15 protein-coding genes and 1 tRNA gene are annotated in these 15786 nt (G+C 67.3%); 11 read left to right on the plus strand and 5 right to left on the minus strand.

Translation table 11 applies throughout. The annotated features are described in order from the left end of the window. Positions 1-140 precede the first annotated feature (140 nt). The 6 genes from mreC to ASF81_RS03935 all read left to right on the plus strand — a co-directional run bounded on the left by mreC (position 141) and on the right by ASF81_RS03935 (position 7415). A complete protein-coding gene (gene mreC, locus ASF81_RS03910; protein ID WP_055804972.1) occupies positions 141-1286 on the plus strand; it encodes a rod shape-determining protein MreC in 1146 nt (381 codons plus the stop codon). Next, entirely contained in the window at positions 1283-1801 is a 519-nt protein-coding gene (locus tag ASF81_RS03915) for a hypothetical protein (RefSeq protein ID WP_055804976.1), read from the plus strand. The genes mreC and ASF81_RS03915 overlap by 4 nt, the downstream gene beginning before the upstream one ends. Continuing rightward, complete coding sequence (gene mrdA / locus ASF81_RS03920) at positions 1798-3828, plus strand: penicillin-binding protein 2 (RefSeq protein ID WP_055804979.1); 2031 nt, start codon at positions 1798-1800, stop codon at positions 3826-3828. The genes ASF81_RS03915 and mrdA overlap by 4 nt, the downstream gene beginning before the upstream one ends. Next, positions 3825-4979, plus strand: a complete 1155-nt coding sequence (gene rodA / locus ASF81_RS03925; RefSeq protein WP_039243638.1) for a rod shape-determining protein RodA — start codon at positions 3825-3827, stop codon at positions 4977-4979. The genes mrdA and rodA overlap by 4 nt, the downstream gene beginning before the upstream one ends. Positions 4980-5110: 131 nt before the next feature. After that, entirely contained in the window at positions 5111-6292 is a 1182-nt protein-coding gene (locus ASF81_RS03930; protein ID WP_055804982.1) for an acyl-CoA dehydrogenase family protein, read from the plus strand. Positions 6293-6296: 4 nt separating this feature from the next. After that, entirely contained in the window at positions 6297-7415 is a 1119-nt protein-coding gene (locus ASF81_RS03935; protein ID WP_055804985.1) for an acyl-CoA dehydrogenase family protein, read from the plus strand. Positions 7416-7425: 10 nt separating this feature from the next. Here ASF81_RS03935 and ASF81_RS03940 read toward each other — a convergent pair whose 3' ends face one another. The 4 genes from ASF81_RS03940 to ASF81_RS03950 form a co-directional block, all read right to left on the minus strand. Further along, on the minus strand, positions 7426-8745 hold the full coding sequence (locus tag ASF81_RS03940) for an Hsp70 family protein (protein WP_055804989.1): 1320 nt from the start codon (positions 8743-8745) through the stop codon (positions 7426-7428). Between the two features lie 80 nt (positions 8746-8825). Further along, positions 8826-9035 carry an SHOCT domain-containing protein gene (locus ASF81_RS15220; protein ID WP_200932856.1) on the minus strand — a complete coding sequence of 70 codons (210 nt, stop codon included), beginning with the start codon at positions 9033-9035 and terminating at the stop codon, positions 8826-8828. Positions 9036-9080: 45 nt separating this feature from the next. Next, complete coding sequence (locus ASF81_RS15225; protein ID WP_235559208.1) at positions 9081-9305, minus strand: TM2 domain-containing protein; 225 nt, start codon at positions 9303-9305, stop codon at positions 9081-9083. Between the two features lie 68 nt (positions 9306-9373). Continuing rightward, positions 9374-9463: transfer RNA gene (locus ASF81_RS03950), tRNA-Ser, on the minus strand. 106 nt (positions 9464-9569) lie between these two features. On the opposite strand from ASF81_RS03950, the gene ASF81_RS03955 reads away from it, so the two are divergent. The 5 genes from ASF81_RS03955 to ASF81_RS03975 are packed head-to-tail and all read left to right on the plus strand — an operon-like array spanning position 9570 to position 13659. Beyond that, complete coding sequence (locus ASF81_RS03955) at positions 9570-10418, plus strand: septal ring lytic transglycosylase RlpA family protein (protein ID WP_055804994.1); 849 nt, start codon at positions 9570-9572, stop codon at positions 10416-10418. Positions 10419-10467: 49 nt separating this feature from the next. Continuing rightward, positions 10468-11100, plus strand: coding sequence for a dTMP kinase (gene tmk, locus ASF81_RS03960; protein ID WP_055804997.1), 633 nt, complete (start codon positions 10468-10470; stop codon positions 11098-11100). Beyond that, positions 11097-12086 carry a DNA polymerase III subunit delta' gene (locus ASF81_RS03965; RefSeq protein ID WP_055805000.1) on the plus strand — a complete coding sequence of 330 codons (990 nt, stop codon included), beginning with the start codon at positions 11097-11099 and terminating at the stop codon, positions 12084-12086. The genes tmk and ASF81_RS03965 overlap by 4 nt, the downstream gene beginning before the upstream one ends. Further along, positions 12086-12868: a TatD family hydrolase gene (locus tag ASF81_RS03970; protein ID WP_055805005.1), complete on the plus strand. Its 783-nt coding sequence runs from the start codon at positions 12086-12088 to the stop codon at positions 12866-12868. Before ASF81_RS03965 ends, ASF81_RS03970 begins: the two co-directional genes overlap by 1 nt. Next, positions 12865-13659 carry an MBL fold metallo-hydrolase gene (locus tag ASF81_RS03975; RefSeq protein WP_055805008.1) on the plus strand — a complete coding sequence of 265 codons (795 nt, stop codon included), beginning with the start codon at positions 12865-12867 and terminating at the stop codon, positions 13657-13659. The genes ASF81_RS03970 and ASF81_RS03975 overlap by 4 nt, the downstream gene beginning before the upstream one ends. Here ASF81_RS03975 and recG read toward each other — a convergent pair. Then, positions 13656-15743: an ATP-dependent DNA helicase RecG gene (recG, locus tag ASF81_RS03980; RefSeq protein ID WP_055805431.1), complete on the minus strand. Its 2088-nt coding sequence runs from the start codon at positions 15741-15743 to the stop codon at positions 13656-13658. The genes ASF81_RS03975 and recG overlap by 4 nt on opposite strands. Positions 15744-15786 lie beyond the last annotated feature (43 nt).

Consider the following 15786-nt stretch of genomic DNA (forward strand, 5'->3'; position numbering starts at 1 on the left):
CGGCCAAGTGAAAGCTTGGCTGCAAATCCTTGTCAGGCCTGCGTGATCACGGTTCCATTCCGGCCTTGATTTTGCGATAGGCAGGCTCAGCGGCAGGGGGCGTCCTGCCGATTCCAACCCCTTTGAGTGGAAGGTCGCCCGTGGCGTTTCGCGACGGCCCTTTTGAAAACATCAAGGTGCCGCTGGCGTGGACCGCCGCGGTCGTCGTCGTCGTGGCCGTCATCGGCGCGATCGTCCTGTTGCTGGGCGATCGGACCACGTCCGAGGGCGGCTCGACCATGGGCGCGGCGCGCGGCGGTTTCGAAGCGGCGGCCGGGCCGGTGGGCGGGGTCTTCGCCGCGCCGGTGCGCTGGGCCGGGGCCGCGCGCGATTATGTCGGCGGCTATTTCTTCGCTATCGGCGAGAACCGCCGCTTGAAGGCCGAGATCGCCGAACTGCGCGGCTGGCGTGACGAAGCGATCGCTCAAAAGAACATCAACGGCCGCTATGAGGCCCTGCTGGGTCTGCGCACCGAGCCGCCGGTGCCCATGGCCACGGGGCGGGCGATTTCGGAATCGCGGGGTCCCTTCTCCAACGCCAAGCTGATCGACGTCGGTTCGGCCAAGGGCGTGCGGATCGGTAATCCCGTTGTGACGGAACACGGACTGGTTGGTCGGGTGACGGGCGTGACGGGCGGCGTCAGCCGTGTCGTGCTGCTGACGGATGTGGCGTCGCGCACGCCTGTGATGGTCGAGCGCACCGATGCGCGCGCCATGCTGACCGGAGACGGCGGCGACAGCCCGCGTCTGGAGTTCATTCGCGGATCCGGTTCGATCAAGGCGGGTGACCGTATCCTGAGTTCAGGTGACGGCGGCGGTCTGCCGCGCGGCCTGCCGGTCGGGGTGGCCGCCAAGGGCGTGGACGGCGCCTGGCGGGTCAAGCTGTTCAGTGATCACGGCGCGATCGACTATGTCCGCGTGCTGTTGTTCCAGAGCTTTGGACAGCTGGTCAGCCCGAACGGCTTGAATGCGCCGCCGCTCGCAGGCCTGACGACCGCGCCGGAGCCGAGCGCGGCCGAGGTCGGGGCGATCCGTGACGCCGCCGCCCGTCGTGCGGCGGCGCAGCAGGCCCAGGCCGAACGGGCGCGTGCCGCGACTGCGACGCCAGCGCCAACGCCTGCGCCCGCCGCTGCCCCGACTGCGGCCCGTCCGGCCGTGACGTCTCCGAGGCCTGCGGTTTCGACCCCGTCGCCTGCGCCGGTTGCGCCCAGCCCTGCGCCGGCGCCCGCTCCGGGAGGCGCGGCGTGAGACGGCCCGTCGCGGTTCGCGTTGTCGGACCTCTTCAGTGGATCGTCTATCCGGCCCTGCTCGTCCTCGCCGCGACGGTCGTTCTGGGAACGCCGCTCCAGCTGTTCGGTTTGCATCTGCCCGAGCCGGTCATTCCGATGATCCTGGCCTTCGCCTGGCCCTTGATCCGGCCCTCGATGCTGGCGCCGGCTGTCTTGTTTCTGATCGGCCTGTTCCTGGATCTGTTCTGGAATACGCCGCTGGGTCTGTGGGCGCTGTGTCTGATGGGCGTCTATGGAACGGTGCTGCTGTCACGCAATCTGCTGGCGGGGCATGAGGGGATGATCCGCTTCGGGGCCTATGCCGCCTGTACGCTGGGCGCCTTCTTTCTGGCCTATCTGGTGGTGACCATGCGGGCGACGAACGCGCCGGCGGTCCTGCCGCTGGTCGGACAGGTCGTGCCGACGCTGCTGCTGTTTCCGATCGCCAACTGGATGCTTGAGCGATTTGACGACGGAGATATTCGGTTCCGATGAGCGGCGAGCCCTCCATCTTCTTTGCCGATGTGAATGAGCGTCAGGGGTCCTTCTTGCGGCGCACCTTCGTCCTGGGCGGGGCGACGGCGCTGGGGATCACCGCGCTGATCGGACGGCTGGGCCAGCTGCAGGTCGTGCAGGCTCAGGAATATGCGACCCTGTCGTCGCAGAACCAGTTCAACTTTCGCATGGTCCCGCCGCCGCGCGGCCTGATCAAGGACCGCAACGGCGTCGTCATCGCCGGCAACCGCCCCAGCTTCCGGGTGCTGGTGGTGCGCGACGAGACCAAGGATCTGGACCAGACCCTGGACCTTTTGGGACGGCTGCTGCCCGACACGCTGGAGCGCCGTCGCGCGATCATCCGCGACGTCAATGCGGCGTCCAAGTTCAACCCGGTGCCGGTCAAGAGCGACCTGACCTGGGAGGAGTTCGCCAAGGTCAATCAGTACGCCAACGAACTGCCCGGCGTGATGGTCGATATGAACGAGGCGCGCTACTATCCGTTCGGCGGATCGTTCGCCCACGTCATCGGCTATGTGGCCAAGGTTTCGGATCGGGACGTCAAGGCGATCCGTGACAAGGGCGAGCAACCGCCCGCGCTGTTGTTCAACCCCAGCTTCCGCATCGGCCGCCAGGGCGTAGAAAAGGCGCTGGACGCGTCGCTGCGCGGAGAGCCGGGCGGCAATCGGGTCGAGGTCGATGCGCGAGGCCGCGTCGTCGCCGAGGACATCGGCGGGTCGCGGCCCGCCTTGCCGGGCAAGGAAGTCATCCTGACGCTGGACGCCGATGTTCAGAACCGGGCTCTGGAAGTGTTTGGCGACGAGTCGGGCGCCTGTGTGGTCATGGATGTGCGCAACGGCGACATCCTGTGCATGATGTCTGCGCCATCGTTCGATCCGAACCTTTTCGTCGGCGGCGTGCCGAGCAAGACCTATCGCGCGCTGGCCGACTATGAGCGCAAACCGCTGCTGGACAAGACGCTGAACGGCACCTTCCCGCCGGGCTCGACCTTCAAACCGACCACGGCGCTGGCTCTGTTGGAAGCCGGCGTCGATCCGAAGCTGACGGTGTTCTGCTCAGGTTCGTATCGGACGGGCAACCGAACGCAGCGATGCTGGGGGCGGCATGGCACCCAGAACATGCACGACGCGATCAAGAACTCTTGCGACGTCTATTTCTACGCCATGTGCAACCGCGCGGGCGTGGACAATATCCGCAAGGCGGGGCTGGCGCTGGGCTTCGAGCACGAGTTCGACATCGGCGTCGGCAACCAGCGCAAAGGCCTGTTGCCGTCCACAGAATGGAAGGCGCGGACCTTCCCGCGCGATCCGGTCTGGCATCCGGGGGAGACGACTTCGGTTGCGATCGGGCAAGGCGCGATCACGGTGAACGCCCTGCAGCTGGCGGTCATGACCTCGCGGTTGGCGAACGGGAAGAAGCAGCTTCAACCGCGCCTGATCAAATCCATCGGCGGCGTCGAACAGCCCAGCGGGGCCGAGGCCCCGGACCTGCCGTTCGATCCGGCCCACGTCGAATATGTACGCCAGGGCATGATCGCCGTGGCCAACGATCGATCCGGCACCGCTTATCGCCAGAGCCAGTTGGGTCTGGGCGACATCCAGATGGCCGGCAAGACCGGCACGGCGCAGGTCCGGAACTACGGCTCCGGCTCGCGCAAGAGCAATATCTGGGCGCTGAAGGACCACAACCTGTTCGTGGCCTTCGCGCCGGTGGATGCGCCGCGATATGCGGTCGCCGTCATCGTCGAACACGGGGGCAAGGGCGGGGCGACCGCCGGCGCGCCGCGTGCGCGTGAGGTGATGCGCACCGTGCTGCTCAAGGATCCGGATATGCGCGCCCGCATCGAACGGCCGCTGCCGCCCGAACCGACCGGCGACGCGATCGTCGAGGACGGGGTAGTCGGCGCCGCGCCCGAGCCCGATGTCGTGGCCCCGCCGCAGCCGAGCCGCCCTGCGCCGTCTGCGACCAGCGGGCCGCGTCCCTATCTGTCCGAGCCCGGCCGATGACCGCCTCGGCCTTGTCACGTCCCGGCGAACGCGAACGCGTCTCGACCAAGCTGGGCCAGATCGACTGGCGGCTGACGGCCTTGCTGTGCGTGGTGTCCGGCACCGGCGCCCTGATGCTGTATTCGGTGGCGGGCGGATCCTGGTCGCCCTGGGCGATGAAACATCTGATCCGGTTCGGCCTGTGTCTGGCGCTGATGCTGATGCTTTCGCTGATCAGCATCCGATATTGGTTCGCCCTGGCCTATCCCATCTATGGGATGGCGCTGTTCATGTTGGCGCTGGTGGAGACGCCGCTGGGCTATACGGCGCTGGGTGCCACGCGATGGCTGGACCTGGGCTTTACCCGCATTCAGCCGTCCGAGATCATGAAGATCGGCGTCGTGCTGGCCTTGGCGCGCTGGTATCACGGGGCCTCAGCCAAGGAGGCGAGTTTCCATTGGAAGCTGATCTTCCCGGTCGGGATCATCGGCTTGCCGTTCTTGCTGGTCGCGCACCAGCCGGACCTGGGATCGGCCATGCTGATCGGTTTGACGGGCGCGGCGATCATGTTCGTCGCCGGACTGAGCTGGCGGATCATCCTGCCGCTGATCATCGCCGCCGCCGTGCTGGTGCCGCCTTATGTGATGTTCGGTATGCATGACTATCAGCGTCACCGGGTGCTGACCTTCCTGAACCCCGAGGCCGACATGTCGGACAAGGGCTATCAGATCGTGCAGTCCAAGATCGCCATGGGGTCGGGCGGACCGCTGGGGCGCGGGTTCGGTCTGGGCAGCCAGAGCCAGCTGGAGTTCCTGCCCGAACGCCAGACCGACTTCATCTTCGCCGCCTTCGCTGAGGAGTTCGGCTTTGTGGGCACCTTCACGCTGTTGGCCTCCTATGCCGCCATCATTCTGATCTCGCTGAGGATCGCCTCGTTGTCGCACAGTCACTTCGGGCGATTGGCGGCGTCGGGCGTGACGGCGACCTTTGCGCTCTATGTGCTGATTAACGGGGCGATGGTGATGGGGCTAGCGCCGGTCGTGGGCGTGCCGATGCCGCTCTTGTCCTATGGCGGCACCGTGATGCTGACCGTCATGATCGGCTTCGGTCTGGTGATGGCGACGCGGGTTCACCGCTACGCTGAACTGCCCAAGGGTCACGGCCTGATCTGACGTTACGTCAGCTAAGTGATCGGCATTCAGGTTTCGCTTTCCAAGGCGGGGATTTCCTGGATAAGGTCATTCCCAACGATGTCTCGCATCGGTTTGGGCCGGTCAGCGACGCACGCCATGGGAGACGAGGAATGACCGATCTGGAGCAATTCCGCGCCGACACGCGCGCCTGGCTGGAGGCGAACTGCCCGGCCGAATGTCGCGGGCCGATGGCCGACGACGAGATGATCTGGGGCGGGCGAAATCCCACCTTCAAGACCCCGGCGCACAAGCTATGGCTGGAGCGAATGGGCGCGCGGGGCTGGACGGCGCCGGAATGGCCCAAGGCATACGGCGGGGGCGGCCTCAGCCGCGAGGAGGCCAAGGTACTGGCCTCCGAACTGCGCCGCATCAAGGCCCAACCGGCCCTGGCCAGTTTCGGCGTCTGGATGCTGGGCCCGGCGCTGCTGGCCTTTGGGACCGAAGAGCAGAAAAAGCGCTTCCTCCCAGAGATCGTGCGCGGCGAGATCCGCTGGTGCCAGGGCTATTCCGAGCCGGGCGCGGGATCCGATCTGGCGTCCATCCAGACGCGGGCCGAGGATCGGGGCGACCATTGGATCGTCAACGGCCAGAAGATCTGGACCTCCTACGCCGACAAGGCCGACTGGATCTTCTGCCTGGTGCGCACGGACCCCGAGGCGCCCAAACATCTGGGCATCAGCTTCGTCCTGTTCGACATGAAGACGCCGGGCGTGACGACGCGGCCGATCACCCTGATTTCAGGCAAGTCGCCCTTCTGCGAGACCTTCTTCGACGACGTGCGGGTGGAGAAGGAAAACCTGGTCGGGACGCTGAACCGGGGCTGGGACGTGGCCAAATACCTGCTGGCGCACGAGCGAACCATGATCGGCGCGATGGGCGAGGTCGGCGGCGGGCGTCCGGTGGGGCAGGTAGCGATGGACGCCATCGGAGCCGACGCGGCCGGGCGTCTGGACGAGCCGATGCTGCGCGCCCGGATCGCGGACCTGGAGATCGACGCCGCCGCCTTCCGCCTGGCGATGGAGCGGGTCGGAGATCAGGTGAAGGCCAAACAGGCGCACCCGGCCATCGCCTCCATGCTGAAATACTATGGCTCCGAGCTGAACAAGCGGCGCCATGAGCTGCTTATGGCGGCGGGCGGGGCCGATGCGCTGGAATGGGAGGGCGAGCGGTCGCATGACGGCAAGGCGGCGCGCGACTGGCTGCGGACCAAGGCCAACTCCATCGAAGGCGGCACCAGCGAGGTTCAGTTGAACATCATCGCCAAACACCTGCTGCAATTGCCGGGAGCGTGAGACGATGCCCCTGATCCTGACCGAAGAACAGACGATGTTGCAGGACGCCGCCGACGGCTTCCTGAACGAACAGGCGCCGATCGCCCATCTGAGGAAGCTGCGGGACGAGCGGGACGCCGACGGGGTGTCGCGCGACCTGTGGCGGACCTTTGGCGAGATGGGTTTCGCCGGCGTCATCATCCCAGAGGTGCTGGGCGGCATGGGGCTGGGCGCCGTAGAGGCCGGGGTGATCGCCGAGAGCCTGGGCCGCACCTTGACGCCGTCGCCGTATCTGGGATCGTCGATCCTGTCCGCCAAGGTGCTGATCGACGGCGGATCGCAGGCGCAGCAGGCCTGGCTACCCAAGATCGCAGCGGGCGAGGCCATCCTGTCGCTGGCGGTGGACGAGGGCGCGAAACACGCGCCGTCGCGGATCACCACGCGGGCCGAGCGCGCGGGCAACGGTTTCAGGCTGAATGGCGCCAAGGCCTTCGTGCTGGACGGCCATGTGGCCGACGCCCTGATCGTCGTCGCGACGGCTGAGGAGGGGACGACGCTGTTCCTGGTCGATCCGGCGACGGCGGGCGTCGCGGTCGAGCGCACGGTGATGGTGGACGCGCACAATGCGGCGCGGATCACGCTGACTGATGTGGCGGTCGACGCCGATGCAGTGATCGGCGCGGTCGGGGGCGGGGAGGCGCTGCTGGACGGCGCGCTGAACCTGGGGCGGGCCTGCGCGGCCTCCAGCCTGACAGGCGCGGGCGATCAGGCGTTCAAGACGACGATGGACTATCTGCGGACCCGCAAACAGTTCGGAAAGCTGATCGGCGAGTTCCAGGCGCTGCAACATAGGGCCGCGCATCTGTTCTCGGAGCTGGAGTTGGCGCGGGCGGCGACGATCGGCGCCCAGATCGCGATCGACGAGGGGCGCGAAGACGCGCCGCTGGCCGCGTCCATCGCCAAGGCCAAGGCCGGGCGGGCCGCCGAGCTGGCGGTGCAGGAGGCGGTCCAGATGCACGGCGGCGTCGGCATGACCGACGAGTTCGACGTCGGCCTGTTCATGAAGCGGGTGCGGGTGCTGAACGAACTGCTGGGAGACGCCGGGTTCCACGCCGAACGTTTGGCGCGGGCGCAAGGGTTCTAGGGTCGGGATTCTAGACCGCCTTTTCGCTCCACAAATCCAGATCCGCTTCGCGCCCGATCAGGGCCAGGCCGGCGGCGATGGATTCGAACTCGCCGCCCGTCTCGATCCGATCGGCGCCGAAGCGGTTCTGGAAAAGCGCCCGCACGGCCGGCACGAAGGAGGTGCCGCCGGTCAGGAAGACGCGGTCGATGGCGTCGGGCGCCAGGCCGCTGCGGGCCATCGCCTGATCCACCGCGCCCTCGATGGCGGCCAGTTCCGGCGCGATCCAGCGTTCGAAATCGGCGCGGGCGACCGGCTTTTCGATATGGACGCCGCCGGCCTGGAACAGGAAGGTCGCCTGGTCGTCGGCCGACAGCGCCATCTTCAGCGTGGAGACGGCGCGGTACAGGTCATGGCCATGGTTGTCGTCCAGCACCTCGATCAGTCGCTCGATCTTCTCGGGCTCCAGCGCGGTGCGGGCCAGGGCGCGGATGTCGCGCATGTCGCGCGAGGCGCGTAGCAGGGCCAGCTGATCCCAGCGGGCGAAGGCGGAATAATACCGCTGGGGAATCGGCAGTTGTTTGCCGACCGAACTGTACAGACCGCCCTTGCCCAGTTCGGGCGAGACCAGCTGGTCGATGATCCGGTAGTCGAAGGCGTCGCCCGCCACGCCGACGCCCGAGCGGGCCAGCGGCGTCGACCGCAGGCCGTCGGGCGTATGTTCGAACCGGATGATCGAGAAGTCGCTGGTGCCGCCGCCGAAGTCGGCGACCAGGACCGTGGCGTCCGCCTTCAGCTGGCGTGCGAAATAGAAGGCGGCGCCGACCGGCTCGTGCGCATAGCGGATGTCGGTGAAGCCCAGCCGTTGGAACGCCGTCTGATAGCGCGACAGGGCCAGGGTCTCGTCCGGATTGCCGCCCGCAAAGGTGACGGGACGGCCGACGATGACGGCGGGCGGGGCGTCCGTCAGGGCGTCGCCGGCATGGTGGCGCAGGCGCAGGAGGAAGGCGGCCAGCAGATCCTCGAAGGCGTAGCGCTTGTTGTCGATCCGGGTTTCGGTGAAGGCGGCGCTGGCGGCGAAGGTCTTGAACGACTGGATGAAGCGGGTCTCCAGCGGATCCTCGACATAGGCGGCGATGGCCCAGGGCCCGGCCTCGACCACACGTTCGGGCGGCTGGCCGTCCACGCCGGGATGGGTCTGGAAGCTGAGCGCCGAGCGGAAGGTGGTCGTCTGGCCCTCAATGGCGTCGAAGGTCACGAGATGGGCGAGGCCGTCCGCATCGGTCAGGGCCACGACCGTATTGGTCGTACCGAAATCGATCCCGATCGTCATCGGTTTCGTCGCCGTCATGGCAGGGCTCCAAGCAGGGGAGCCGGGTTCCTAACGACAGACGGGGCAATAGCAAGGGCTAATGAGGGCGCGCGGCCGCGTCAGACCACGGCGTTGCCGGGCACACCCAAAATGCGCCGCTTCTGGGATTCGTACTCGTCGTTGGAAATCGCGCCACTATCGCGCAGAGCCGCGAATTTAGCGAGGTCGTCCGCAGACGCAGTTTCCCGACGAGGCGCCGCGTTTAGTCGAAGCATCAGGTCGGCATTGTAGGCGCGGATGATGCCGCTCAGAAGGAAGACATCAACCAACAACCAAATGCCGAGCGCGCCGAGAAAGACGAAGCCTAGGCCAAATCAAATGGTCGCCCAGCCCAGGATCGTAAGCATGAGTTGGCCCACAGCGGAACCCGTGCGGCCCGCGTAGAAGCGATGCCCACCGACGCCGCCCGTGAAAAACCAAAGCAGATAGGCGACGCCTGCCGACTTCTTGTTTGACTCGAACGCCATCAGCGCCTGCGTGTCGGCGCTCAGGCCGGTCGATTGATTTGACATGGTCACCCCCGTGATGACTCTCGTCATTCAACCTAGACGTTTTCCAGTCAAGTGCTTTGAGTTGTGATCTGCTGCTTTGTAGCGCCGAGCGTAAGTGGCGGAAGCGGTGGGATTCGAACCCACGGACGGCTCTCACCGTCGCTGGTTTTCAAGACCAGTGCCTTAAACCACTCGGCCACACTTCCTTGCCGCCGCAGCGGAGGCGGACGCCATAGCAGGCGAACGGGTCATTAACCAAAGCGGAAATGTCTTCGGTCATCCTGTTTTCGTTGTTTTTTGCGAGGCGGGTCGATGACGTTTGGACAGGGAGTGCGCGGCGCGCTGATCCTGGGGCTGTTCTCGCTGCTGGCCGCCTGTTCCACCGTAGGCGGAACTGGCGTGCGTGGGACGGTCGCCGGGCGCGGCGAGGATCATCCGCCCGTCGTCAAGGATCCGGCACCTATCGTGTCGGGGACGATGCGGCCCTATCAGGTGCGCGGGCGCTGGTATACGCCCAAGGAACAGCCGGATTATGAAGAGGTGGGGATGGCGTCCTGGTACGGCGACGCCTTCAACGGCCGGCCGACCTCGACCGGCGAGCGGTTCGACATGCATGCCCTGACGGCGGCGCACAAGACCCTGCCTCTGCCCGGCCTGGTCGAGGTGACGAACCTGGAGAACGGGCGGCGACTGGTGGTGCGGATCAATGACCGCGGGCCGTTCGTGGAAAGCCGGATCATCGACCTGTCGCGCGAGGCGGCGAGCGAACTGGGGATGCTGTCGCAGGGCGTGGGGCGGGTAAGAGTGCGCTATCTCGGCCGGGCGCCGCAGCAGGGCGGGGGCACGTTGTTGAGGGCGTCGGCGCAGACGCCGCGAGGCGCGGTCCCGGCCAGCCCGCCCGTCAGCGCGGCCATTATCGCCCCCGCGCCGGCCGCGGTTGCGGAGGTGACGACCTTCTGGGTTCAGGCAGGCACTTTCTCGGACCAGGTCGAGGCCGGGCGAATCGCCGACAGCCTGAGCGGCTGGGTGCGGGCCGATCGGGGCGCGGGGCGGTTCAATGTGGTGGTGGGCCCTTGGGACAGCGCCAATGCGGCCGAGGCGGCGCGTCAGTCGGTCGTGGCGCGAGGTTATGCGGGCGCCCTGTTGATATCCGGCAGCTGATCGCGCGGGCGGGCTTGCGCCGGGCGGCGTCGGCGCGCCATGAAGGCGCGTGACCCGTGGACAATTCATAAGCTTCGAAGGCGGCGAGGGCGCCGGCAAATCGACCCAGGTCGGGCGGCTGGTCGCGCGGCTGCAGGCGGTGCTGGGCGAGCGCAGGGTCGTGCGTACGCGCGAGCCGGGCGGGTCCAAAGGCGCGGAGGTGATCCGCAATCTGGTGGTGGCCACGGACGCCGAGCCGTGGTCGGCCATGACCGAGACCCTGCTGATGTACGCCTCGCGCTCGGACCATCTGGAGCGGACCATCCGCCCGGCGCTGGCGGCCGGCGACTGGGTGGTGTGCGACCGGTTCGCCGATTCCAGCCGGGCCTATCAGGGCGCTGGCGGCGGCGTGGCGCAAAGCTTCATCGAACAGATTGACGCGGGCGTGGTCGGGGACGATCAGCCGGACCTGACCCTGGTGTTCGACCTGCCGGTCGAGGTCGGGCTGGAGCGAGCGTTCGGGCGCGGCCTGTTCGAGACGCGGTTCGAATCCAAGGGTCTGGAATTCCATCAACGCCTGCGCGAGGGCTTCCTGCGCATCGTCGAGGCCAATCCGCAGCGTTGCGTGCTGATCGACGCGGTCGGATCGCTGGACGAGGTCGAGGCGCGGGTCTGGCAGGCGGTTCAGGACCGGCTGCTGTGAGCGATCACCCGCGCGACCGTTTCGACCTGATCCCTGATGCCGCAGCGGAGACGGCGTTTCTGGACGCCTGGGAACGGGGGCGGTTGCACCACGCCTGGCTGCTGTGCGGGGTCGAGGGGACGGGCAAGGCGACCTTCGCCTATCGGGCGGCGCGACGGCTGCTGGGCGCGGCGGCCGATCCGGCGTCCGGGCCGCTGGGCGCGCGGCGCGATGATCCGGTCAGCCGGCTGATCTCGGCCCAGTCGCATCCGGACCTGCTGGTGTTGGAACGGCTGGTTGAGGGCGGCAAGACGAAGAAGTCGATCTCGGTCGATCAGTCGCGCGAATTGCCGGAGTTCTTTTCAAAGAGCCCGTCGCAAGCCCAGTTTCGGGTGGCGATCATCGATGCGGCAGACGACCTTAATCTTAACGCCGCCAACGCCTTGCTGAAGGTTCTTGAGGAGCCGCCCGAGCGTGGCCTCCTGTTTTTGGTCACCCATGCGCCGGGGCGGTTGCTGGCGACGATCCGGTCGCGGTGCCGGCGGCTGAGCTTTCCGATCTGGGCGCCGGATCGGCTGGAGACCCTGGTGCGCAACCGGACGGGCGCAGAGCGTGAGGACGCCGAACATGCGGCGATCATGGCGGGCGGATCGCCCGGCGCGGCCCTGGCCCTGGCGTCAGGCGCAACGTTTGAGATGGATCAACTGGCGCGGCGCTGGGTCGAGGGCGAAGTGGACCGGGCTGAAGCCCTGGCCATCGCCGACCGGTTCCGTGGGGCCGAGGGGCAGGAGCGGTTCGAGACCCTGATGGACCGGCTGATCGCGGCGGTGCGGATGCGCGCCTTGCAGAGCGCGCCGGGGGCCGGCAATCGCTGGGCCGAACTGTGGGAGCGGCTGCAGCCCCTGCCGGAGCGGGCGGCGGGATTGAACCTGGACAAGGCCGATGTGCTGGCCGGGGCGCTGGCGGACCTGAAGCGGGTTCAAGCCCAGCAGGAGCGGATGGGCTGATGCTGATCGACAGTCACGTGAACCTGCACGCGCCGCAGTTCGACGAGGACCGGGACGCCGTGATCGCGCGCGCGCGAGAGGCGGGCGTCGGGCTGATGGTGGAGATTTCCGACAAGCTGACGACCTTCGAGGCGACCCACGGGATCGCTATGGCGAACCCCGACATCTGGTGCACGGTCGGGGTCCATCCGCACGAGGCCAAGGATGCGGCGGACCTGACGGCGGCAACCCTGATCGAACTGGCCCAGCGGCCCAAGGTGGTCGGAATCGGCGAATGCGGTCTGGATTTCCATTACGACTTCAGCCCGCGCGAGATGCAGGCGGCGGTGTTCCGGCAACATGTGGCGGCGGCGCGCGAGACGGGATTGCCGCTGGTGATCCACACGCGTGAGGCGGACGACGTGATGGCCGGGATCCTGCGCGAGGAGCATGCTGCGGGACCGTTCAAGATGTTGATGCACTGCTATACGAGTGGTGCGGAACTGGCGAAAATCGCTGCTGAAATGGGCGCCTGGTTTTCGGTTTCCGGTATCGCGACCTTCAAGGCGGCCGAGGACGTGCGGGCGGTGATCCGCGACATGCCGGGCGACCGCATCATCGTCGAGACCGACTGCCCCTATCTGGCGCCCATTCCGCATCGCGGACGGCGCAACGAGCCGGCCTACATCGGTCATGTGCTGGACAAGCTAGGCGAAATCCGAGGCTGGAGTGCCGAGGAGGCGGACCGCATCACGACCGAGGCCTTCTTCGGCCTCTTTGACCGGATACCCAGACCCGCATGAGTTTCGAAGTCGTGATTCTGGGCAGCGGATCTTCGGGCGGCGTGCCACGCGGGGACGGCGACTGGGGCGCCTGCGACCCGGCCGAGCCCAAGAACCGGCGCACGCGCTGTTCAATGCTGGCGAGAAAGACCGGCGCGGAGGGTGTGACCAACATCCTGATCGACACGTCGCCGGACCTGCGCGAACAGATGCTGGCCAGCGGCACGAAGCATGTGGATGCGGTTCTCTACACCCACGATCATGCGGACCAGACCCACGGCATCGACGACCTGCGCACCTTCGCCGCGCGGGCCAGGAAGCGGATACCGGCGTGGATGGATGAGCCGACCCACGGCTCGCTGACGCATCGGTTCGACTACATTTTCGAGAGCAAGTTCGGTTATCCGCCGCTGCTGGACGCTCGGATCATTCCGCCGCATGGCACGGACTGGTCGGTCGAGGGCGCGGGCGGCGCGATCCCGGTCACGACTTTCGACCAGGCGCACGGGCCGATCCGCTCGGTGGGGTATCGGTTGGGCGACGTCGCCTATTCCAGCGACGTGTCCGACCTAGACGAGGCGGCCCTGGCGGCCGTGGCCGGCTGTAAGCTCTGGATCGTGGATGCGCTGCGTTATGCGCCGCATCCAACCCACGCCCATCTGGACCAAGCTCTGGCGTGGATCGCCGCAGCTGACATCGAACGCGCGGTGCTGACGAATTTGCACATCGACATGGATTACAAGGTGTTGTCGGCGCTTGTTCCCGAAAACGTCGAGGTCGGATTCGATGGCTGGAGCCGAGTGATCGGCTAGCTTGCGCCGACCTTGTGGTTTTTCCAGTCGAATAACTCTTCCAGCACCTGCACCGCCTGGCCGCGTTCCGACGTCAGATCCGGGTCGCGGTTCATGATCAGACGCGCATCATCGGCGGCGGCCAGCATCAGGCTGCGGTGGCGGATCGGATCGGCGAAGCGGTAGGCGGGAAAACCGCTCTGTTTCAGGCCCAGGGGATCGCCGCCGCCACGCAGGCGAAAGTCTTCCTCGGCGATGACGAAGCCGTCCTCGGTGCGACGCAGGGTTTCGAGCCGCTCTTTCGCCGTCTCGCCGAGGGTGCCGTCCTGACCGCCATACAGCAGGATGCAGGAACTGGCCTTGGCGCCGCGACCGACGCGGCCGCGCAACTGGTGCAACTGCGCCAGACCGAAACGGTCGGCGTGTTCGATCACCATGATCGAGGCGTTGGGCACGTCCACGCCGACTTCGACCACCGTGGTGGCGACGAGGACCGGCAGGCGGCCGTCGGCGAAGTCGGCCATGACAGCCTCGCGCTCTGCGCCCGGCATCTGGCCGTGAGCGAGGCCGACCTCCACGCCCAGCATGCGCCGCAGATCGTCGGCGCGATCGACGGCGGCCGCCAGGTCGATGGCCTCGGAGTCCTCAACCAAGGGACAGATCCAATAGGCCTGGGCGCCGCTGTCGACGGCGTTCTTCAGACGGGCGGCAACCTCGCCGATACGGGCCAAGGGCAGGACGGCGGTCGTGACGGGGGTGCGGCCGGGCGGCTTTTCCAGCAGGCGACTGACCTCCAACTCGCCGTACTGCGTCAGCTCAAGCGTACGGGGAATGGGGGTGGCCGACATGGTCAGCAGGTGCACGGCGCCCAGGCGCGGGTCGCCCTTAGCTTGCAGCCGCTGGCGTTCGTTGACGCCGAACCGGTGCTGTTCGTCGATGACGGCCAGGGCCAGGCGATCGAAGCGGACGGCGTCCTGGAACAGGGCATGGGTGCCGATGGCGACCTGGACGTGACCCGAGGCCAGTGCGGCCAGTTTCTCGCGCCGTTGCGCCGGGGTGTCGCGGCCGGTGAGCAGGACCGCAGTCACGCCAGCCGCGCCCAGCATGGGGCCGAGCTTCTCGTAATGCTGGCGGGCCAGGATTTCGGTGGGGGCCATGAGTGCGGACTGGAAGCCGCTGGCAGCGGCGTCGGCTAGCGCCAGGGCGGCGACGGCGGTCTTGCCCGAGCCGACATCGCCTTGCAGCAATCGGCCCATCTGCTGGCCCGACGCCAGATCACGACGGATTTCGGCGACGGCCTGGGCCTGGGCGTTGGTCAGCTGGAATGGCAGGGCCTGGAGCAGGTGTTCGGACGCTTCACCGGAGGCGATGGCGGGGGCGGGCCTGATCTCGCGGGCGCGGCGACGACGGGCCAGAGCCAACTGGTGGGCCAGGAACTCGTCATAGGCCAGGCGCTGGCGGGCGGGGGCGTCGGGCGACAGGTCCATCTCGCCTGTAGGGGCATGCAGAGCGTCCAGAGCGGCGCGCCAACCCAGCCAGTTCTGCTTCTTGAGCCAGGCGGGATCCTGCCATTCCGGCAGGTCGGGCGCGGCGGGCAGGGCGGCCTGGACCAGTTTACGCAACTGACGCGAGCTGAGGCCCTGTGTCGCCGGATAGACGGGCTCGCACGCCGGAATGTCGGCGGCCTTTTCGAGTGTCACGATGTCCGGATGGACGATCTGGACCTCGCCATTGAACCTTTCGACCTTGCCCGCGACCAACCGCGTCTCGCCGCGCGGCAACAGCCGGTCGATGTGCTGGGGCGAACCGCCGAACCAGACCAGATGCACGAAGCCCGTGGGATCGCTGGCCCGGACCTTCAGCGGTGCGCCAGGACGGCTGGGCGTGAAGAGGCGGTCGATGGTCACGGTGAAGACGCCCACCTCGCCATCGACCGCGGTGGCGGCCTCGGCAGGGCGGCGCACGATGACGCCGGACGGGCTCAGGAACAGCAGATCGCGAACCAGCGGGCCCGCCACCTTTTGCACCAGAGGCAGGACGCGAGGGCCCACGCCCTTGAGGGTCGAGACCTCGGCGAACAGGGGAAAGAGAATCTGCGGACGCATCGCCGTGAACATAGCGTGACCATGACGGGTGGCGAAGTCCGTT

The sequence above is a fragment of the Brevundimonas sp. Leaf168 genome, assembly GCF_001423685.1.
Taxonomy (GTDB): Bacteria; Pseudomonadota; Alphaproteobacteria; order Caulobacterales; family Caulobacteraceae; genus Brevundimonas; species Brevundimonas vesicularis_C.

What these genes read in the sequence shown, in the direction of transcription:
- mrdA (WP_055804979.1), top strand. Translation starts at nt 1,798, where the DNA reads ATGAGCGGCGAGCCCTCCATCTTCTTTGCCGATGTGAATGAGCGTCAG.
- rodA (WP_039243638.1), top strand. Translation starts at nt 3,825, where the DNA reads ATGACCGCCTCGGCCTTGTCACGTCCCGGCGAACGCGAACGCGTCTCG.
- ASF81_RS03930 (WP_055804982.1), top strand. Translation starts at nt 5,111, where the DNA reads ATGACCGATCTGGAGCAATTCCGCGCCGACACGCGCGCCTGGCTGGAG.
- ASF81_RS03935 (WP_055804985.1), top strand. Translation starts at nt 6,297, where the DNA reads ATGCCCCTGATCCTGACCGAAGAACAGACGATGTTGCAGGACGCCGCC.
- ASF81_RS03940 (WP_055804989.1), bottom strand. Translation starts at nt 8,745, where the DNA reads ATGACGGCGACGAAACCGATGACGATCGGGATCGATTTCGGTACGACC.
- ASF81_RS15225 (WP_235559208.1), bottom strand. Translation starts at nt 9,305, where the DNA reads ATGACGAGAGTCATCACGGGGGTGACCATGTCAAATCAATCGACCGGC.
- ASF81_RS03955 (WP_055804994.1), top strand. Translation starts at nt 9,570, where the DNA reads ATGACGTTTGGACAGGGAGTGCGCGGCGCGCTGATCCTGGGGCTGTTC.
- ASF81_RS03970 (WP_055805005.1), top strand. Translation starts at nt 12,086, where the DNA reads ATGCTGATCGACAGTCACGTGAACCTGCACGCGCCGCAGTTCGACGAG.
- ASF81_RS03975 (WP_055805008.1), top strand. Translation starts at nt 12,865, where the DNA reads ATGAGTTTCGAAGTCGTGATTCTGGGCAGCGGATCTTCGGGCGGCGTG.
- recG (WP_055805431.1), bottom strand. Translation starts at nt 15,743, where the DNA reads ATGCGTCCGCAGATTCTCTTTCCCCTGTTCGCCGAGGTCTCGACCCTC.